Raw genomic sequence first — 17,893 nt, forward strand, 5'->3', positions numbered from 1 at the left:
GCACCAGACCCCCGCCCCCGGCACCGAATCTCGTAGGGGCAGCCCCACGTGGCTGCCCGTGCCCGCCGCCGCCCCGATTCCCTCCACCCGCACGCAGTTCTCCCCCTCTCCCGAGAACGAGAGGGGCACCCTCTCCTGTTATCGGGAGAGGGGGCCGGGGGGTGAGGGCCCCCTACCGCCGCACCAACCCCCCATCCATCTCGTCGATCCGCGCCGACGACGCCGGGCGCTCGCGCTGCAGACGGGCGGCGGTGGTCTCGGCGCTGCGCATGACGCGGAGGAGGTTGCCGCCGATGATCTTGCCCACGTCCGCGTCCGAGTAGCCGCGGCGGAGGAGCTCGACGGTGAGGTAGGGGAAGCGCGAGACGTCGTCCAGGCCCACCGGGAGCGAGGTGACGCCGTCGTAGTCCGAGCCGATCCCCACGTGGTCGATCCCCGCCACCTTGACGATGTGGTCGATGTGGTCGGCCACGGTGGCGATGCTGCCGCGCGGAACGGGGTTCTGGCGCTGCCAGTCGCGATAGGCGCGCTGTGCGGCCTGCGCGTCGTTGGGATACTGCGCCTGGAAGCGGCGCTGCACCTCGAACATGTTGCGCATGGCGGCCGCCGCGGCCGGGTCCACGAAGCCGGAGTAGAAGTTCACCATCACCACCCCGCCGTTCGCCTTCACCAGCCGCAGCACGTCGTCCGGTACGTTGCGCGGGTGGTCGGCCAGGGCGCGCGCGGAGGAGTGCGAAAAGATCACCGGCGCCGCCGACACGCGCAGCGCGTCCTTCATGGTCGCCGGCGACACGTGCGACAGGTCCACCAGCATCCCCAGGCGGTTCATCTCGCGGACGACCTCCTCGCCGAAGCGGGTGAGGCCGTCGTGGCGCGCGGAGTCGGTGGCGGCGTCGGCCCAGTCCAGCGTGCTGGCGTGGGTCAGGGTCATGTACCGCACCCCAGTGGCGTAGAACTGCCGCAGCGCACCCAGCGAGTTCTCGATGGCGTGCCCGCCCTCGATGCCGATCAGTGAGGCGATCTTGCCGTCGCGGTGCGCGCGCTCCACGTCGTCGGCGGTGAGGGCCAGGCGCAGGTCGGGGGAGGCGGCGGTCATGCGGTGGATCAGGTCGATCTGCTCCAGCGCCACCCGCGCCGCGCCCCCCTGCGCGAACTCGGAGGGGACGTACGCGGCCCAGAAGACGCCGCCCACCGCGCCGGCCCGCAGGCGCGGGATGTCCGTGTGCTGCGCGGGGTTGGAGCGGCGCGGGTCCAGCCGCGCCAGGTCGCCCCCCGCCTTCTCGCGGATCTCCCAGGGGAGGTCGTTGTGGCCGTCCACCAGCGGCGTCTGCGCGTGGATGCGGCGGGCGCGGGCCAGCAGGTCGGCGTCGCTCTGCTGGGCGCGCGCGGGAACGGCGGCGGCCGCCAGCCCGAGGGCGGCGGCCGCGAGTGCGGCGTGTCTCATGTGTGGGTCGAAAGAGGGTTCAGCGGGACAGGCCGCGGAAGACGCCGGCGGTGCGCAGCTCCAGCGCCTGCGAGCGGCCCACCCACTCGACGTTCGCGATCAGACGGCGGCGGCGCTGGAAGTCGTCGTTGATCACCGGCGTGGCCGCGAAGTCGTCGGCCAGGTCGGGCGGCACCAGGAGGAGGAAGTTCTCGCGGCGCGGGTCGTTGGCCCCTCCCCACTTGCACTCCGCCGCGGGGATGCGGCCGTTGGCGGCCAGCGCGGCCACCGGCGCCTCCGCGTCCACGTTGGTGCGCACCTGGAAGGAGCTGGGCTGCTCGCAGTACAGCTCCGCCTTCACCGTCTTGCCGATGGCGGCCGGGCCCTGCAGCACCAGCCGCTCGAAGCCCGCGGTGCCGAACGCCGCCTCCACGGGGGCGTTGTTGTTCCGCGTGGTGGCCGGGGCGGGCGGAGCCACGCCCGGCGCGCCGGGCTCGCGCGTCACCATCGGCGCGTCGTCCACGGGGTCCGGCTCGTCGTCGCCGCTCATCCCGCTCCACAGCAGCATCAGCACGAGGGCTCCCAGAACGCCGTACGCGGCGTACGCCCAGGGGCGGCGCCACGGCGGCAGGGGGGCGCGCCGTTCGACGTTCCTGCGGTCGTTGCCGCGCCGGTCCGACTCGCGCGGCTGGCGGGGAGCTTCGTTCGGTTGGGTCATGGAGCCGGGTCAGATGCAGGGAGCGAGCCGCCGGGGGGCGGGGTGGGTCAGAGCGGGGCCGGGGGCGTGGGGGGCAGGATCACGCGGAAGGTGCTTCCCACCCCGGCGACGGAGGTGGCGTCGAGCGCGCCGCCCAGCAGCCGCGCCACGCGCCGCGCGATGGGAAGGCCCAGCCCGGTGCCGTCCTGGCGCAGCGACTCGTCGTTCTCGTCGCGCGCGAGCTGCACGAACTCGTCGAAGACGCGCGCCAGGTCGTCCGGCGCGATGCCGTCGCCGCCGTCCACCACCTCGATCTCCATTCCGCCGTCCGGCGCGCGGGAGCAGTTGACCCACACCGGGGCCCCCTTGCCGAACTTGATGGCGTTGGAGAGGAGGTTGGAGAGCACCTGCCGCAGCCGCCGCCCGTCCGTCCGGATCAGGAAGGGCCGCTCCGGCGCGGAGACCTGCAGCACGGCGCCGGTGGAGTGCGCCATCGGGCGCAGCGACGCAAAGGTCTCCTCCACCAGCGACGGCACGTCCACGTCCTCCAGCTGCAGCTCGGGCTTCCCCACCTCCAGCCGCGAGATGTCCAGCACGTCGTTCACCAGCTCGCGCAGGTGCCGGGCGGCGCGCTGCGACCGCTCGATCGCCAGCTCCTGCTGCTCGCCGAGGGGGCCGTAGATGGAGGCCAGCAGGAGGTCGTTGTACCCCATCACCGCGTTGATGGGGGTGCGCAGCTCGTGGCTCATGTTGGCGTAGAAGCGGTTCCGCGCCGAGAGCGCCAGCTGCAGCTCGCGACTGCGCCGCTCCAGCTGGTGGTTGAGCTGCATCAGCTGCTCCTGTCCGGCGTGGAGCTCCTGCGTCATCGCCAGCAGCTCCTCGTTCTGCGCCTCCATCTCCTCGTTCTGCGCCTGCAGGGCGCGCGAGAGCTTGGCGTTCTCGTTCAGCTCCCGCTCCAGCTCGTCCAGCGCGCGGCCCAGGCGGCCCTTCTCCTTCACGAGCTGCCGCTGCGTGCTGGCCTGCTCGGAGTTGACCGACGCGAGCTCGTCGTGCAGCACCCCCATGCGCGGGTCGCGGGGCGACTCGACCAGCCAGAGCCGCGGGCTGGCGGGGTCCTCGTCCCACACGGGGAACATGGCGATGGGGTGGATGGTGTCGCTCCCCTCCACCATCAGCTCCCACGCGACGGGGGCCTCGCCCGGCTCGGGGCGGCGAAGGAGGAGCTGCTCCACCTTGAGCCGGCTGGGGCGGTCGAGCGCCGCCTCCAGCCGGGTGCCCGGCAGCGGACGGCCGAGCAGCTCGTCCAGCCGGCCGTTGGAATCCAGCACCACGCCGTCCGCGCCCAGCTCCAACACCGCGCCAGGGAAGGCGCGGAGCGCCGGGTGCATCCCCTGCCCTATGCGGAAGCTCATGGGAACGTCTCCTTCAGCCTGCGTGCAGCCTCCAAGGCGTCGTTCGCGGTGAAGTCGGCGCCGATCCTCATGGCGAGCCCGGGATCGTCGTGGAAGGCGCGCCCGCCCACCGCGATCATCGGCGTGCCCTCCCCCAGCTCTCCTCGCAGCGCCTCGATCGCCGCCTGCACCCGCGCCAGGTGCGGGGCGATGGAGGCGGAAAGCGCCACCACCTCAGGCTTGCGGGTGCGCACCATCTCCACCAGCTCGGGGATGGCGACGGTGGCGCCCAGGAAAACCGTGTCCCACCCCTCCATCTCCAGCACGTCGCACAGCATGCGCAGCCCCACCTCGTGCCGCTCCGAGTCCGCGCAGGCGGCGATCAGCAGGCGCCCGCTCCCGTCGACCGTCGCGAAGAGGAGCTCGTACAGCCGCGCCATCGCCGCCTCGGTGATGGCGGTGGCCAGGTGCTCTTCGGCCACGCTGATCCGGTTCGCCTCCCACAGCCGCCCCACCTGGTGAAGGACGGGCTGAAAGACGTCCAGGTAGAGCTGCCGCAGGTGCACCCCGTCCGCGAGCGCCTGGTCCACCACGCCGAACGCCGTGCGACGGTCGCCGGCGAGCACCGCGGCCAGGTAGCGCCAGCGCACTCCGGCCAGCGCCTCCTCCGGGGTTTCCTTCGGCTCCGAACCGGCCGCGGTGGTTGACGCCATGCCCTCTCTACAGCCCCGGCGTTCGCGCCGGAAGGTGATGATCTCGCCCGGCGTGGGGCCGGCGCCGGACGTTTGCCAGAGATAGCCGCGCAACCGCCCGCGCGCAAGCACCGCGACCTTCCTCTAATCCCCCGCCCACTCCGCCAGCGCCAGCGCGCTCACCGCCACCGTGGCGCGGATCCCGCCCGTCCTCACCAGCTCCCGCGCCCGCTCGCGCGTCACGGTCAGCACGCGGATGTCCTCCGCCTCGTCCAGATCGGTGGGCGCGGTGCGGCGCGCGTTGGCTACAGCCACCACGTACACCCTCGTCGTCTGCCACGAAGGGTTCAACTCCAGGCACCCGATGACGCGCGGATCGTCGCCCTCGTAGCCCGTCTCCTCGCGCAGCTCGCGGAGCGCGGCCTCAAGGGGGCTCTCCCCCTCGTCCATGAAGCCGCTGGGAGTCTCCATCGTGACGGTGCGCAGGGCGTGGCGGAACTGCTCCACCATCACCACCTCTCCCTCCGCCGTCGTGGCCACCACGGTGACGCCGTCCGGCGACTCCGCGATGTGGAACTCCTCCACCTCCCCGGTGCGCGGCGAGCGGGACCGGTCCGTCCTCACGCGAAAGATCTCGTAGTCCTCCCGCTCCTCGCTCTCCAGCCGCTCCCACTCGCGCGGGCGCCCCTCCTTCCCCTCCGCCATCGCTCCCCCTGGTCAGCCCGTTTCGGGGCGCGCGATTGCAAGCGTCACGCCAGAATACCCCGGGTCCGCGGTCACGGTTCGGTGGCCGGCCGCACCCCGCCGTGCGCCCCCGCCAGCTGCAGCCCCCACTGCATCGCCGGGCCGATGGTGAAGGCGAAGATCAGCGTGCCGACCCCCACCGGCCCGCCCATCCACCACCCGAAGCCGAGCGCCGCCAGCTCCACCAGCGTCCGCACGCGGCGCACGGGCCAGCGGGTGCGGTCCACGAGCCCCAGGATCAGCCCGTCGCGCGGCCCCTTCCCGAGCCCCGCGCTGATGTACAGCCCCGTGGAGAGCCCGCACACCACCACCGCGAAGCCGTAGAAGAGGAAGCCCCACGCGTACGACGGCGAATCGGGGATCAGGGGGTGGAAGAGGTCGATGAACCACCCGATCAGCCCCATGTTGGCGAGCGTCCCCACGCCCGGGCGGATGCCGATCGTCCACGAGAAGGCCACGATGGCGATCCCCACCACGATGCTGGCCATCCCCAGCGTGATCCCGGTCTGCTCCGAGAGTCCCTGGTGGAAGGCGTCCCACGGCCCCAGCCCCAGCCCGCTCTTCACCATCAGGTCGATCGCCACGCCGAAGCCCATCAGCCCCACGATCAGCCGTGCCCACGCGTGGGGAGAGCGCAGCCGCGCGCGCGTCTCGGATTCGGGTGCCGCCACCTGCGTCATCGGGGTACTCGCCGCTTGCGGATGTGAGAAACGGCGCCAATCTGCCCTCCCGCGCCCCTCCGCGCCAGCCGCCCCCGGCGCGGGAAATGCACGATCCGCCGCCCAACGCCCAACCGGAGACGAGCGAATGTTCAAGGTCCGCGTGGTGAAGTCGATGTACGATCAGTCGGAGCCGTACGTGGGCCAGGTGGGCGAGGTGATCGGCCACTGGGGCCCCGACAACAGCGAGAGCGGCCGCGAGGGCCACATGGTCCAGTTCCCCGACGGCACGGTGGTCGGGTTGTCGGAGGAGGAGATCGAAGCGGTGACGGGGGAGTAGGGGCCTCGCGGGCCCCCTCCCCCGCTCGTTCCTCGCGGCCCCTCCCCCAAAACTGCCTGGGGGAGGGGCGGTGGCATGCATCCGTGCGGGGCGCACACACCCTGTAGGGGCGCGATTCATCGCGCCCGTGCCCCGCCCCGCATCCACCCCCCGCCCTGCGCACCAACGCTCGTAGGGGCGGACCTGCGTGTCCGCCCACCCTTCGCGTGCCTCGCCCCCCGCGGCGTCGCACCAATCCCGTAGGGGCCGCCCCACGTGGCTGCCCGTGCCCGCCCCGGCCCCGCCGCCCGCAAACGCAAAACCGCCCGCGGCACATGCGCCGCGGGCGGTCTCGTGCATCGTCACACGACGCGGGCTACACGGCGCGCTGCGCGGCGGTGCGGCGGCTGTTCCACAGGTAGTACACGGGCACCCCCAGCAGCACCAGGAACAGCCCCGCGAACGAGAACTGCGGCCGCGCCACCAGCAGCAGGAGCGCGATGAACAGTGCGGAAGCCATGTAGAGCGCCGGGATCACGGGATAGCCGAACGCGCGGTACGGACGCTCCATTTCCGGGCGCTTGATGCGGAGGGAGAAGAGCGCCACCATCGTCAGCACGTAGAAGATCAGCGCCGCGAAGACCACGTAGTCCAGAAGCTGCCCGTACGAGCCCGTCAGCGTCAGGAACGCCGTCCAGATCCCCTGCACCAGGAGCGCCCAGGTCGGCACGTGCGTCTTCGGAGAGAGGCGGCCGGCGGACTCGAAGAAGAGCCCGTCGCGCGCCATCGCGTAGTACACGCGGGCACCGGCCAGGATCAGCCCGTTGATGCACCCGAACGTCGAGATCAGGATGGCGGCGGCCATCAGGTAGAGCCCCGTGTCGCCCAGCATCTCGCGCATCGCGAGGGTGCCGACGCGGTCCTCGGGGGCGTTCTGGATGGCGGAGAGGCGCAGCACCATCAGGTACGCCACGTTCGCCAGCAGGTACAGCCCCGTCACCAGCCCCGTCCCCAGCGCCAGGGCGAGCGGCAGGTTGCGCTGCGGGTTCTTCACCTCGGCCGCGGCGAAGGTGACGTTGTTCCACGCGTCCGACGAGAAGAGCGAGCCCACCATCGCCGCGCCGAAGGCAAGGAGGACCGCCGGCAGCACCAGCTCCATCCCCAGGAAAGACGTGGTGCGCGGGCCGGAGACGGTGTCCGCCCACATCATGTTGAAGTTGCTGCCGATGGCCCCCGCGTTGCGCCCGATCACGAACGCGAGCAGGATCAGCCCCAGCAGGGCGCCCGTCTTGGCGAAGGTGAAGGTGTTCTGGATCCACTTCGCCTCGCGCAGCCCGCGCATGTTCACCGCCGTCAGGAGGACGATGATGGCGATGGCGACGACGCGCTGCCAGCTCAATCCCAGCTCGATGACGCCCCCCGGCACCGGCACCTTGCCGAACGACGCGAACAGCGTGGGCGAGACGGCGGGGAAGAAGACGCCCAGGAACTTGGCGAACGCCACCGCCACCGCCGCGATCGTCCCCGTCTGGATCACCAGGAAGAGCGTCCACCCGTACAGGAACCCGGGGAGGTGCCCCAGCCCCTCGCGCAGGAAGACGTACTGCCCGCCCGCCTTGGGCATGGCCGCCGCGAGCTCGCCGTACGACAGCGCGCCGAACACCGTGATCAGCCCCGACGCCACCCACACGAACAGCAGCCCGCCGGGCGAGTTCATCTGCCGCGCGATGTCCGCGGACACGATGAAGATCCCCGACCCGATCATCGACCCCACGACCAGCATGGTGGCATCGAGCAGGGAAAGACCGCGCTTGAACTCGCTTTCGGGAGATACGTTCGCCGGGGGCTCGGCGACGTTCGACAGGGGCATGGGAGCTCCGTTGGAGGTGGGGGCGGTACGGAAGAGGAAGTGCTGGGTGCTAAGTGCTAAGTGCTGAACGGCGGTGCGTAAGTGCGTTAGTGCGCTGTCCACTTAGCACTTGGCACTTAGGACTTAGCACTTTTTCTAAATATCAAACCCGATCGGATACCGCACCGCGATCGGCCGGCCGGTTGCGCGGTCGCGGGCGGGGCGGAAGTGCCACTCCATCGCCTGGCGGCGGAGAAGCTGGTCGTAGCGCCGGTCGCCGCTGGAGATGGTGACGTCCGCTCCGGTCACGGCGCCCAGCTCGTTGACGGCCACGGTCACCTCGACCGCGCGGCCGCGCAGGGCCCTCGGCGGATCGGGCGGGAAGAGCTGGAGGTCCGCGACGGGGGGGATCACGCTCCCCTCGCCGCCCGCCGTGCCCGGCCCGGTGCCGCTGCCCACGCCGCCGCCGGTTCCGCCACCCGAACCACCGCCGGAGCCGGGACCCGCGCCGGAGCCGGTGCCGGGACCCTGGCCCGCACCCGCGTTCCCTCCCGCTCCGCCGCCCGTGCCCGGCTGCGTGGGCGGCGCGGGGGTGGGGGCCGGCGCGGCGGGGGGCGCGGGCTGCGCCTTCGGTTGCTCGGCGGGAGGGGGCGTGACCGGCGGCGGAACGACCGGCGGCAGGACCTCCGCCGCGGGCGGAACGGGGACCGGGGGTGCCACGGGCGGAGCGATGGGCGCGGAGACTTCGTAGTAGGTTACCTGCTCACCCGCGTCGCCGCCACCCCCGCCGCCGCCCCCCGCCCCCTGGTCGTCCGCCGCCGACGGCCCGTCGCCCGCCATCTCGTCCGCAAGCAGGAGCCCGCGCCTGCCCAGGCCCACGAGCAGCACGACGATCAGCAGGTGCGCGGCGATGGAGGCCGCGACCGCGCCCCCCACCCGCTTCCCGTTCGGCTTTCTACCGTGGACGATGTGGTCGAACACCGCTTCTCCCCCTGACTCGGTCTCACCCGCTCCCCGTGCAAGCTCGCACCTCATACCTCCGACGCCGCCCCGTTGATCCACTGAGACCAAACTGCATGGCTCACGCGGAGGCGCGGAGACACGGAGGAGCACGCGAAGTTCTCTCCGTGCCTCCGCGTCTCCGCGTGAGGCCCGCCGTTGCGATGCCGGGATCAGAGCTCGATCTGCGCCCCCAGCTCCACGACCCGGTTCGGCGGCAGCGAAAAGAACGACGTGGCCGTGCGTGCGTTGCGCGACATGATCCAGAAGAAGTGCTCGCGCCACAGCGCCATCCCCGGGTTCTTGGACGGGATCAGCGTCTCGCGGCCCAGGAAGAAGCTCGTCTCCATCGGCTTGAAGGAGAGCCCCGGGTGCGAGATGCCCTTGAGCGCCTCGGGGATGTTCGGGTCCTCGGTGAAGCCGTAGCGCACCTCCACCTGCCAGAAACCGTGCCCCACCTCCTTCACCGAATGCCGCTCCTCGTCCTCAACCGTCGGCACCTCCAGCGTGGCCACGTTCAGCAGCACCACGCGCTCGTGCAGCACCTTGTTGTGGATCAGGTTGTGGAGGAGCGCAGGGGGTGTGGCGCCGCCCGTTCCGTACATGAACACGGCCGTCCCCGCCACGCGCGCGGGCGGGTTCTTTTCCACGTCGCGCATGAACAGCTCGATGGGGAGCGTGCGCGAGTTCATGCGCGTGGCCAGGATCTGGCGCCCCTTCTTCCACGTGGTCATCACCGCGAACATCCCGGCCGCGATCATCAGCGGGAACCAGCCGCCCTGCGGGATCTTGACGATATTGGCGCCCCAGAACGCCAGGTCCACCACCAGGAAGGCCGCGGCCAGCAGCACCACGCGCGGCATGCTCCACTTCCACAGCGTCCGCGCCACGAAGGCGAAGAGGATCGTGGTGAACACCATGTCCGTCGTAACCGCCACGCCGTACGCCGCCGCCAGCCGGCTGGACGACCGGAAGCCGATCACCAGGCTGATGCACGCGATCATCAGCGCCCAGTTCACCGCCGGGATGTAGATCTGCCCCATCTCGCGCGCGGAGGTGTGCTCGATCTCCATGCGCGGAAGGTAGCCGAGCTGCACCGCCTGCCTCGTCAGCGAGAACGCCCCCGAGATCACCGCCTGCGACGCGATCACCGTCGCCAGCGTGGCGAGCGCGACCAGCGGATACGTGGCCCACTGCGGCGCCATGTGGAAGAACGGGTGCTCCACCGCGGACCGGTCGCGGATGATCAGCGCCCCCTGCCCGAAGTAGTTGAGCGCCAGCGCCGGCAGCACGAGGGAGAACCAGGTGAACTGGATCGGCTTCTTGCCGAAGTGCCCCATGTCGGCGTACAGCGCCTCGCCGCCCGTCACCGCCAGGAAGACGGAGCCGAGCACCAGGTACCCGTGCCACCCGTTCTCGGCGAAGAAGCGGTATCCGTACAGCGGGTTCACCGCCGCCAGCACGCCGGGGCTCTTGACGATCTGCACGAGTCCGAGCACGCCCAGCGTCACGAACCAGAGCACCGTAACCGGCCCGAACACCTTGCCGATCCCCGCCGTGCCGCGGCTCTGCACCGCGAAGAGGATCACCAGGATCGTGATGGTGATGGGGATGATATAGGCCTCGAAAAACGGCGTCGCGACCTTGAGCCCCTCCACCGCGCTCATGACGGAGATGGCGGGTGTTATCATGCTGTCGCCGTACAGCAGCGACGCGCCGAACAACCCGGCCAGCGCCAGGATCCAGCGATGCCCGCGCTCGGTCGCCTGGCGCGGCGCCACCAGCGCGGTCAGGGCGATCATCCCCCCCTCGCCGCGGTTGTCGGCCCGCATCACGAAGACGAGGTACTTGATGGAGATGACGATGATCAGCGCCCAGAAGATCAGCGAGAGCACCCCCAGGACGTTGCCGCGCGTCGGCGCGATGCCGTAGTGGCCGTGGAACGACTCACGGATCGCGTAGAGCGGGCTGGTGCCGATGTCGCCGTACACCACGCCCAGCGCCGTGAGCGCCAGGACGAAGAAGTAGCGGCCGGTCGGCGGCGCATGTCTCGGGTCGGTCAAAGGATTCCTCTCGTGGGTGCCCGCTCTCGCTCCATTCCGCGGCCGCTCCAACCGGCCGCGTCCTGCCCGGTGCAACCCTGGTGCCGGGAATACGCTGTTCAACCCGGGTTGGACGACCGTGCCCTGCAGGCAATCCGCAACTCCATGCGGCGGAAAAGTTTGCGCCAATGCGCATCTGATTGCGCCCCGGGACGCGAACTGCTACACAACGCACACACCACCCCTGCTTCCCGGCCACACTTACACGATCTCGCATGTAGCAGTCGCCCGGCACGCACGGTGCCTTCAGCGAACGGGCGAAGCGTTGTCGGAGTCCCTCCCGCGGAGCCACCCCGTTGAACTTTCTGAGCAGCCTGTTCGGCTCGCCGGGCGCCGAGCCGCCGACCGCGTTCGAGGATGCGGAAATCGAGGCGTGCCTGGCCGTCGCCTCGGCGCTGATGGTGGCGCTGGAGCGGCGCGACGACGAGCTCGGCCTCGCCGGCCACTGCGCGCGCGTGGCGATGCTGGCCGACCGCCTGGCCGCGCACCAGGGCGTGGACCCGGAGCTCCGCGCGATCCTGCACCACGCCGCCCTTCTCCACGAAGTGGGGATGATCGGCGTCCCCGCGGAGCTCCTGCGCAAGACGGAGGTCCTCACCCGCGACGAGCTGGGGATCATCCACCGCCAGGCCGAGCTGGGCGCGGAGATCGCACGGGGCGTGTGCGGCCCGCTCGGCGCCACCCTGATCCGCCACCAGTACGACGACTACGCCACCCTCCGCGACATCCTGGCGGACGAGGAGGTGCTCGAGCTTGCCGGCATCCTGCGCACCGCCGACGTGGTGGAGGCCATCACCCGCCCGCGCCCTTACCAGCCCCCGCTCCCGCCTTCCACCCGCCGCGCGCTCCTCCTCTCCGGCGCCGGCTCCCTCTTCGACCCCCTCGCCGTCGACGCCTACCTCACCAAAGGCGATTAGACCTCCGCCTCCCGAGACCGCTTCAGCGGTCTTCGCGTGTTTCCAGCCGGGGGCTTCAGCCCCCGGCGGTGCGGCCCCGCACCACGCAGAAGGCCCCCACCCGCACCCGGGTAGGGGCCTTCCTCACCTCAAGCAAACCTCAGTCTTCCGAAGCCGCGCCGTCCCCGTCGGCCGCGGCATTCACACCGCGCATCCCGAGGATGTCCTTGACCTTCGCCTCCACCTCGGCGGCGAGCTGCGGGTTCTCCTGGAGGAACTGCTTGGCGTTTTCGCGCCCCTGCCCCAGCCGCACGTCGCCGTACGAGAACCAGGCGCCCGACTTCTGCACCACCTCGTTCTCCACCCCCAGGTCCACGATGATCCCGTAGTGGTCGATCCCCACGTTGAACATGATGTCGAAATCCGCCTGCTTGAACGGCGGCGCCACCTTGTTCTTCACGATCTTCGCCCGCGTCTTGTTGCCGACCAGGACCTCCTTGTCCTTGATCGACCCGATGCGGCGGATGTCGATGCGCAGCGAGGCATAGAACTTCAGCGCGCGGCCGCCGGTGGTCGTCTCCGGGTTGCCGAACATGACGCCGATCTTCTCGCGGATCTGGTTGGTGAAGATCACCGTGGTGTTGGAGCGGTTGATGGCGCCGGTCAGCTTCCGGAGCGCCTGGCTCATGAGCCGCGCCTGCAGGCCGACGTGGCTGTCGCCCATCTCCCCCTCGATCTCGGCGCGCGGCACCAGCGCGGCCACCGAGTCGATCACCACCACGTCCACCGCGCTCGACCTCACCAGCACCTCGGCGATCTCCAGCGCCTGCTCGCCCGTGTCCGGCTGCGAGACGAGGAGGTTGTCCACGTCCACGCCCAGCTTGCGCGCGTACTCGATGTCCAGCGCGTGCTCCGCGTCCACGAACGCCGCCACGCCGCCCGAGCGCTGCGCGTTGGCGATCACGTGGAGGCAGAGCGTCGTCTTACCCGACGACTCGGGCCCGTAGATCTCGGTGATCCTCCCTCGCGGCACCCCGCCGATGCCGATGGCGGCATCGAGGTTGACCGCGCCCGTCGGGATCGCGCTGACCCTGATCGCGGGGGCGTTGACGCCCATGCGCATGATCGACCCCTTTCCGTACGCCTTCTCGATCTGCCCGATGGCGACGTTCAGGGCCTTCTTCTTGTCGTCGGCGATCTCGACCTTTGCCATTGGATTCCTCAGTTTGGATGCTCTGGGAGAGCTGAATTGCGGATGTCCTGAATACCCCCTGCCCCGGATGCCGTTCCCGAAGACAAGGCGAAAGTGTACGGCAAATTCACACCCTACGCAAGGCTCTCCGTCACCGCAGTGGACGCCCGGATTCCTCAGCCGCGCCCGGAGCCCAGCACCTCCTCCAGCACCGCCGCCGCGCGCTCGATCCCCGCGTCGTCCACGTCCATGTGCGTGACCGCCCGCAGCCTGCGCGAGCCGAACTGAGTGAGCCTCACCCCTCGCGCCTCGAGCGCCGCCAGCAGCGCCACCGGCTCCAGCGCCGGGTCCACCAGGTCGATCATGACGATGTTCGTATCCGGCGCCGGCGCCGCCACGCCAGGCAGCGCGGAGACCCGCTCCGCCAGGAGCCGCGCCCGCCGGTGATCCTCCGCCAGCAGTGGGAAGTGGTTGCGAAGCGCGTGCAGCCCCGCCGCAGCCAGAAGCCCCGCCTGCCGCATCCCCCCGCCCAGCCGCCGCCGCACGCGCCAGGCGCGCTCCATCACCGCCGCGCTCCCGGCCAGCAGCGACCCCACGGGCGCGCCGAGCCCCTTGGAGAGCGCCACCATCACCGTATCCGCCTCGGCCGCGAACTCCGCCATCGGCACCCCCGTGGCCGCCGAGGCGTTGGCGAGGCGCGCGCCGTCCAGGTGCACGGCGACCCCGCGCTCCCGCGCCACCGCGGCCACCGCCCTCACCTGCTCCAGCGGCATCACCCGCCCGCCGGCGCTGTTGTGCGTGTTCTCCAGGCAGACGACCGCCGTCTGCGGCACGTACAGGCTCGGCGGGCGGATCGCCTCGGCCACGATCTCGGGGGTCAGAAGCCCGTCCGGCGTGCGCACCGCCCGGAGCTGAATGCCGCCCCACGCCGACGCTGCGGCCTCTTCCCAGTTGAGGATGTGCCCGCCGTCGTCGATCACCGCCTCCGTCCCTGGCGCGGCGAGCACCAGGAGGGCGGTCTGGTTCGCCATGATTCCGCTGGGAAAGAAGAGGGCGGCTTCCTTCCCCAGCAGCTCGGCCCCGTACCGCTCCAGCTCCGCCGCCGTGGGATCGTCCCCCAGGACCGCGTCCCCCACCTCCGCCTCGGCGATGGCGCGCCGCATCTCAGGCGTCGGCTTCGTCACGGTATCCGAGCGGAGGTCTACGACGGGTGTGGCTTCGGTGTGCATCGGCGGATCCTGGCAGGCTTCCTGTGCGCCGCCCGGTCCGGGCGGAAGAGCCTCGCAAGATCCCCCCACCGCGCTCACCCGGCAAGGTGCCGCCCGTCCACGTCGTAAACTTCTCACACGCCACGGCGCGAATCAAGCTCCCCCACGAAAGTCGATCCGATGGTGGCCCGTTGCGGGCGGGGGCGGTACTGGGGGGCTGGGATTGGACCGGGCGAGTGAACTCGCGGCAACAACAGCACAAAGTCCGCCTTCACGGACTCTCGGGCGAGACCCGTTCCGTCGGGCGGGGCGCCGTTCATCGCGCCCGTGCCAGCCCCTCGCCTCACAAACCGTCACCGGTAGGGGCAGACCTGCGTGTCTGCCCGCCCTCGCCGCCGCCCCCACGCCCGCGCCTTCTGCACCGATTCCCGTAGGGGCCGCCCCATGTGGCTGCCCGTGCCCCGCCAAGTGCCGATGCCCGGTTGCACGAGCAATAAATTCCGCTGAAACGCACGAACTCCCCCCGCGGACTCCGGGTCGATGCGCAGCTGGACGAGCCGGCTTCAGCCGCCTTCGCGTCGTTCCAGCCGGGGGCTTTAGCCCCCGGCGTTGGGGGCGATGCGCCCCCCCCCCAACGCACGAAGCCCACCGAGACCAGATCGTCCCGATGGGCTCCCACAACCGCCGTTCCCAGCTTCAGTAATCGCTCTCGTCGGCCTCCGCGTTGACGCCGAGGGAGGCGAGCTCGGAGGCGAGGTCGTAGGCCTGGTCCGGGTCCTCGACGCGGAGGGTCGTGCGGGTGCCGGCGGCGACGGCGGCGGCCATGCGGCGGGCTTCGACGGTGCCCATCCCAGTGTAGGCCTGAAAGGCGCTGGTGAGAGCGTCCTGCCGCACGCTGTAGCGCACACCCGTCATGTGCACCTGCGGCATCACCCCTCCACCAGGCGCACGGCCTCGGCCAGATCGAGCCTCCCCTCGTAGATCGCCTTCCCCATGATGACGCCGACGGTGCGGATGCCGGCGCGGCGCTCCGCGTAGACCTCCTCCACATCCTCGATGCCGGAGATCCCGCCGGAGACGATAACCTCGGCGCCCGAGAAGCCGGCGAGCGCGGAGGCGATGACCAGGTTGGGCCCCTGCATCATCCCGTCGCGTTCGATGTCGGTGTAGATCAGCGTGCGCACGCCCATCGCGACCAGGGAGCGGGCGACGTCGAAGAGGTCTTCCCCGCTCTCCTCCGTCCAGCCGCGCGCGGCGGGTCTGCGCCCACGTGCGTCGAGGCCGACGGCGATGCGCTCCGCTCCCCAGCGCTCCACGGCGCGGCGGACGAGCTCGGGGTTTTCCAGCGCGGCCGTGCCGATCACCGCGCGCGCGACACCCGCCTCCAGCACCTCGGCGAGATCCTCCTCGCTGCGCAGGCCGCCGCCGGTCTGCACGCGCAGGGGGACGGCGGCGGCGAGCTCGCGGATCAGCGCGCGGTTGGAGCCGTCGCCGAAAGCGGCGTCCAGATCCACCACGTGCACCCAGCGCGCGCCCGCGTCCGCAAAGGTGCGCGCCATTGCGACGGGATCGTCGCTGTAGACGGTCTCGCTCTCGGCCTCGCCCTTCTGGAGCCGCACGCAGCGGCCGCGGCGGAGGTCGATGGCGGGAAAGAGGTCGAACCGCGGGCCGCGCGCGGTGGATTCACTCACCGGCGCTCGCGCCCGAGGTGCGCATGGCCAGGCGGGGCGATCCGGCGCGGTCCATCACGGCCATCCGGTGCTCCACCAGTGCGCGGAAGCGGTCCATGGCGGACGCCACCACCGGCTCGCCGGTGATGAACTTGACCTGGTTGGGGTCCACCGCGCGCCCCTCGCTGTGGAACTCGTAGTGGAGGTGCGGCCCCGTAGAGAGCCCGGTGCTCCCCACGTAGCCGATCACGTCGCCCTGGTGCACGCGGGTGCCTGCGCGGATGCCGTCCGCGAAGCGCGAGAGATGCGCGTAGCGGCTGCCGTAGCCGCGCATGTGATGGAGCTGCACCACGTTGCCGTATCCGCCGCTCCACCCGGCCCGCGCCACCACGCCATCACCCACGGCGCGCACGGGGGTGCCACGGGACGCGGCGAAGTCCACGCCCTTATGGGCGCGCATGCGGTGCAGGATGGGATGGTAGCGGCCTGCGGAGAACGTCGAGGAGATGCGGCGGAACTCAAGCGGGGCGCGGAGGAAGGCGCGGCGCAGCGACTCGCCCTCGCCGTCGAAGTATTCGTCGCGCCCGTGCTGGCGGAAGAGGTAGGCTTCCTGGAGCTTGCCGCCGACCTCGAACTGCACCGCGAGCACGCGTCCCGAGCGGGCGGTGCCATCAGGGCGCGCCATCCGCTCGTAGACGATGCGGAAGGAGTCGCCGGAGCGCAGGTCGCTGGAGAAATCGAGCTTCCATGCGAAGATCTGGTCGGCCAACACGTCGGCGATCTGCTGCCGCTCGGCGGACGGAACGTCGCCCGCGCCCTCGAGGAGGGCCTGGTACAGCGAGGACTTCACCGTCCCGGACAGCACCGCCGTGTCGGGGCTCACCTTCACCTCGGCCACGCGCGCCGCCAGCCCTTCCTTGCCGGCTTCCACCGAGAGCACGTGGTCGGCGTCCAGCCCCAACTCCGCGCGCTTCATCAGCCCGTCGATGGTGGCCTGCGTATACCGCAACACGAGCCCCGGCCGCACTTTGCGCACGTCCTGCACCGCCTCGATGTGCGCGAGAAGGGCGCGCGCTTCCTCTATGTTGAGCCGCGTGCGCCCCATCAGCTCCGAAAGCGTCTCGCCCTTGCGGAGCGTGTCCGCGTACGAGACTTCGACCGGCCGCGGCGCGGTCCTGACGTGCGCGACCGGAACCGTCACCGGCTGCTCATCCCGCGGCTTGTCGCCCATCGAGGTGAGCGCCAACCCCAGCCCGCCCAGCACTCCGACCGCGAAGAAGCTCTTCGAGTGCGCCATCCGACTCTCCCTGCTTGGATGATCCAGACGGCGGCTCACACGGAGACACAGAGGGCACGGCAAGAACAGAAGTCCTTCTGTGCCTTGCCGTTATCCTCTGTGGCTCTGTGTGAGGCCGCTGTTCCCACCAGCAAAAGCGGGAGCGAAGCGGCCAGGGCAAATTCCTTCGCCCGAGCCCGCTTCGCTCGTGAAACCGCGACAACTTAATGCGCCGGCGCGCCTCAGTCCATCTGCCGGCGGATGAAGGTCGGGATTTCCAGGTCGCTCGGCATGCGCGGGTCCGGGGCGGGACGCGGCGGCGGGAACTTGTGCACCGGAGTGCTCCCCCCCGATTCGCGGCCGTTGGACCCCTGCGTCTCCACCGGAGCGGGCGGCGGCGAGACGGGGCCCGCGGGCATCACCTGCCGCGTGCCGTACATCGGCGTCGCGTGCGTGCGCGGCTCCACCGAGGTGCGCGCGCCGCGGAAGTCCGGGCGGATCACGTTGTCCGACCGCTCGAACTCCTCCTTTTCGAAGCCCGTGGCGATCACCGTGACGCGCACCTCTTCCTTCATGTTGCTGTCGTGCACCGCGCCGAAGATGATCTCCGCGTCGTCGCCGGCGGCTTCCTGGATGATCGTGGAGATCGTCGTCACCTCGTCGATCGCCAGGTCCATCCCGCCGGTAATGTTGATGAGCACCCCGGCCGCGCCCTTGATGGAGATGTTGTCCAGCAGCGGCGACGAGATCGCCTCCTGCGCCGCCTCCACCGCCCG

General features: G+C 70.9%; 17 protein-coding genes. 2 read left to right on the forward strand and 15 right to left on the reverse strand.

Translation table 11 applies throughout. The features are described from left to right. Positions 1-172: 172 nt before the first annotated feature. From VF647_24510 to VF647_24535, 6 genes are all read right to left on the reverse strand, one after another. On the reverse strand, positions 173-1,444 hold the full coding sequence (locus tag VF647_24510; protein HEX8455263.1) for a dipeptidase: 1,272 nt from the start codon (positions 1,442-1,444) through the stop codon (positions 173-175). Positions 1,445-1,463: 19 nt separating this feature from the next. Next, the gene (locus tag VF647_24515; protein HEX8455264.1) at positions 1,464-2,141 is read right to left on the reverse strand and encodes a hypothetical protein; all 678 of its coding nucleotides are present in this window, start codon (positions 2,139-2,141) and stop codon (positions 1,464-1,466) included. A 47-nt stretch (positions 2,142-2,188) separates the two neighbouring features. After that, entirely contained in the window at positions 2,189-3,532 is a 1,344-nt protein-coding gene (locus tag VF647_24520; GenBank protein HEX8455265.1) for an ATP-binding protein, read from the reverse strand. Further along, the gene (locus VF647_24525; protein ID HEX8455266.1) at positions 3,529-4,224 is read right to left on the reverse strand and encodes a B12-binding domain-containing protein; all 696 of its coding nucleotides are present in this window, start codon (positions 4,222-4,224) and stop codon (positions 3,529-3,531) included. Before VF647_24525 ends, VF647_24520 begins: the two co-directional genes overlap by 4 nt. Positions 4,225-4,347: 123 nt before the next feature. After that, positions 4,348-4,908 carry an NUDIX hydrolase gene (locus VF647_24530; protein ID HEX8455267.1) on the reverse strand — a complete coding sequence of 187 codons (561 nt, stop codon included), beginning with the start codon at positions 4,906-4,908 and terminating at the stop codon, positions 4,348-4,350. Positions 4,909-4,979: 71 nt separating this feature from the next. Further along, on the reverse strand, positions 4,980-5,618 hold the full coding sequence (locus VF647_24535) for a hypothetical protein (GenBank protein HEX8455268.1): 639 nt from the start codon (positions 5,616-5,618) through the stop codon (positions 4,980-4,982). Positions 5,619-5,754: 136 nt separating this feature from the next. On the opposite strand from VF647_24535, the gene VF647_24540 reads away from it, so the two are divergent. Continuing rightward, positions 5,755-5,946: a hypothetical protein gene (locus VF647_24540; protein HEX8455269.1), complete on the forward strand. Its 192-nt coding sequence runs from the start codon at positions 5,755-5,757 to the stop codon at positions 5,944-5,946. Between the two features lie 355 nt (positions 5,947-6,301). Here the strand turns inward: VF647_24540 and VF647_24545 are convergent, their stop codons facing one another. From VF647_24545 to VF647_24555, 3 genes are all read right to left on the reverse strand, one after another. Then, positions 6,302-7,795: an amino acid permease gene (locus tag VF647_24545; GenBank protein ID HEX8455270.1), complete on the reverse strand. Its 1,494-nt coding sequence runs from the start codon at positions 7,793-7,795 to the stop codon at positions 6,302-6,304. Positions 7,796-7,930: 135 nt separating this feature from the next. Further along, positions 7,931-8,755 carry an energy transducer TonB gene (locus VF647_24550; protein ID HEX8455271.1) on the reverse strand — a complete coding sequence of 275 codons (825 nt, stop codon included), beginning with the start codon at positions 8,753-8,755 and terminating at the stop codon, positions 7,931-7,933. A gap of 191 nt (positions 8,756-8,946) precedes the next feature. Beyond that, positions 8,947-10,836 carry a potassium transporter Kup gene (locus tag VF647_24555; protein ID HEX8455272.1) on the reverse strand — a complete coding sequence of 630 codons (1,890 nt, stop codon included), beginning with the start codon at positions 10,834-10,836 and terminating at the stop codon, positions 8,947-8,949. Between the two features lie 335 nt (positions 10,837-11,171). Here VF647_24555 and VF647_24560 point away from each other — a divergent pair, with 335 nt between their 5' ends. Continuing rightward, a complete protein-coding gene (locus tag VF647_24560; protein ID HEX8455273.1) occupies positions 11,172-11,792 on the forward strand; it encodes an HD domain-containing phosphohydrolase in 621 nt (206 codons plus the stop codon). 139 nt (positions 11,793-11,931) lie between these two features. Here the strand turns inward: VF647_24560 and recA are convergent, their stop codons facing one another. The 6 genes from recA to VF647_24590 all read right to left on the reverse strand — a co-directional run. Next, positions 11,932-12,984, reverse strand: coding sequence for a recombinase RecA (gene recA, locus VF647_24565; protein HEX8455274.1), 1,053 nt, complete (start codon positions 12,982-12,984; stop codon positions 11,932-11,934). Between the two features lie 155 nt (positions 12,985-13,139). Then, complete coding sequence (locus VF647_24570) at positions 13,140-14,192, reverse strand: GntG family PLP-dependent aldolase (protein HEX8455275.1); 1,053 nt, start codon at positions 14,190-14,192, stop codon at positions 13,140-13,142. Between the two features lie 675 nt (positions 14,193-14,867). Beyond that, positions 14,868-15,101 carry a hypothetical protein gene (locus tag VF647_24575; protein ID HEX8455276.1) on the reverse strand — a complete coding sequence of 78 codons (234 nt, stop codon included), beginning with the start codon at positions 15,099-15,101 and terminating at the stop codon, positions 14,868-14,870. Next, entirely contained in the window at positions 15,101-15,862 is a 762-nt protein-coding gene (hisA, locus tag VF647_24580; protein ID HEX8455277.1) for a 1-(5-phosphoribosyl)-5-[(5-phosphoribosylamino)methylideneamino]imidazole-4-carboxamide isomerase, read from the reverse strand. The genes VF647_24575 and hisA overlap by 1 nt, the downstream gene beginning before the upstream one ends. Continuing rightward, positions 15,855-17,138 carry a peptidoglycan DD-metalloendopeptidase family protein gene (locus VF647_24585; GenBank protein ID HEX8455278.1) on the reverse strand — a complete coding sequence of 428 codons (1,284 nt, stop codon included), beginning with the start codon at positions 17,136-17,138 and terminating at the stop codon, positions 15,855-15,857. The genes hisA and VF647_24585 overlap by 8 nt, the downstream gene beginning before the upstream one ends. Before the next feature lie 221 nt (positions 17,139-17,359). Further along, positions 17,360-17,893: hypothetical protein (locus tag VF647_24590; GenBank protein HEX8455279.1), on the reverse strand; the 534-nt coding region annotated here is incomplete at its 5' end.

It is taken from the genome of Longimicrobium sp. (assembly GCA_036387335.1).
Classification (GTDB): Bacteria; Gemmatimonadota; Gemmatimonadetes; order Longimicrobiales; family Longimicrobiaceae; genus Longimicrobium.

What these genes read in the sequence shown, in the direction of transcription:
- VF647_24530 (HEX8455267.1), bottom strand. Translation starts at nt 4,908, where the DNA reads ATGGCGGAGGGGAAGGAGGGGCGCCCGCGCGAGTGGGAGCGGCTGGAG.
- VF647_24540 (HEX8455269.1), top strand. Translation starts at nt 5,755, where the DNA reads ATGTTCAAGGTCCGCGTGGTGAAGTCGATGTACGATCAGTCGGAGCCG.
- recA (HEX8455274.1), bottom strand. Translation starts at nt 12,984, where the DNA reads ATGGCAAAGGTCGAGATCGCCGACGACAAGAAGAAGGCCCTGAACGTC.
- VF647_24515 (HEX8455264.1), bottom strand. Translation starts at nt 2,141, where the DNA reads ATGACCCAACCGAACGAAGCTCCCCGCCAGCCGCGCGAGTCGGACCGG.
- VF647_24585 (HEX8455278.1), bottom strand. Translation starts at nt 17,138, where the DNA reads ATGGCGCACTCGAAGAGCTTCTTCGCGGTCGGAGTGCTGGGCGGGCTG.
- VF647_24525 (HEX8455266.1), bottom strand. Translation starts at nt 4,224, where the DNA reads ATGGCGTCAACCACCGCGGCCGGTTCGGAGCCGAAGGAAACCCCGGAG.
- VF647_24545 (HEX8455270.1), bottom strand. Translation starts at nt 7,795, where the DNA reads ATGCCCCTGTCGAACGTCGCCGAGCCCCCGGCGAACGTATCTCCCGAA.
- VF647_24510 (HEX8455263.1), bottom strand. Translation starts at nt 1,444, where the DNA reads ATGAGACACGCCGCACTCGCGGCCGCCGCCCTCGGGCTGGCGGCCGCC.
- VF647_24575 (HEX8455276.1), bottom strand. Translation starts at nt 15,101, where the DNA reads ATGCCGCAGGTGCACATGACGGGTGTGCGCTACAGCGTGCGGCAGGAC.
- VF647_24570 (HEX8455275.1), bottom strand. Translation starts at nt 14,192, where the DNA reads ATGCACACCGAAGCCACACCCGTCGTAGACCTCCGCTCGGATACCGTG.
- VF647_24520 (HEX8455265.1), bottom strand. Translation starts at nt 3,532, where the DNA reads ATGAGCTTCCGCATAGGGCAGGGGATGCACCCGGCGCTCCGCGCCTTC.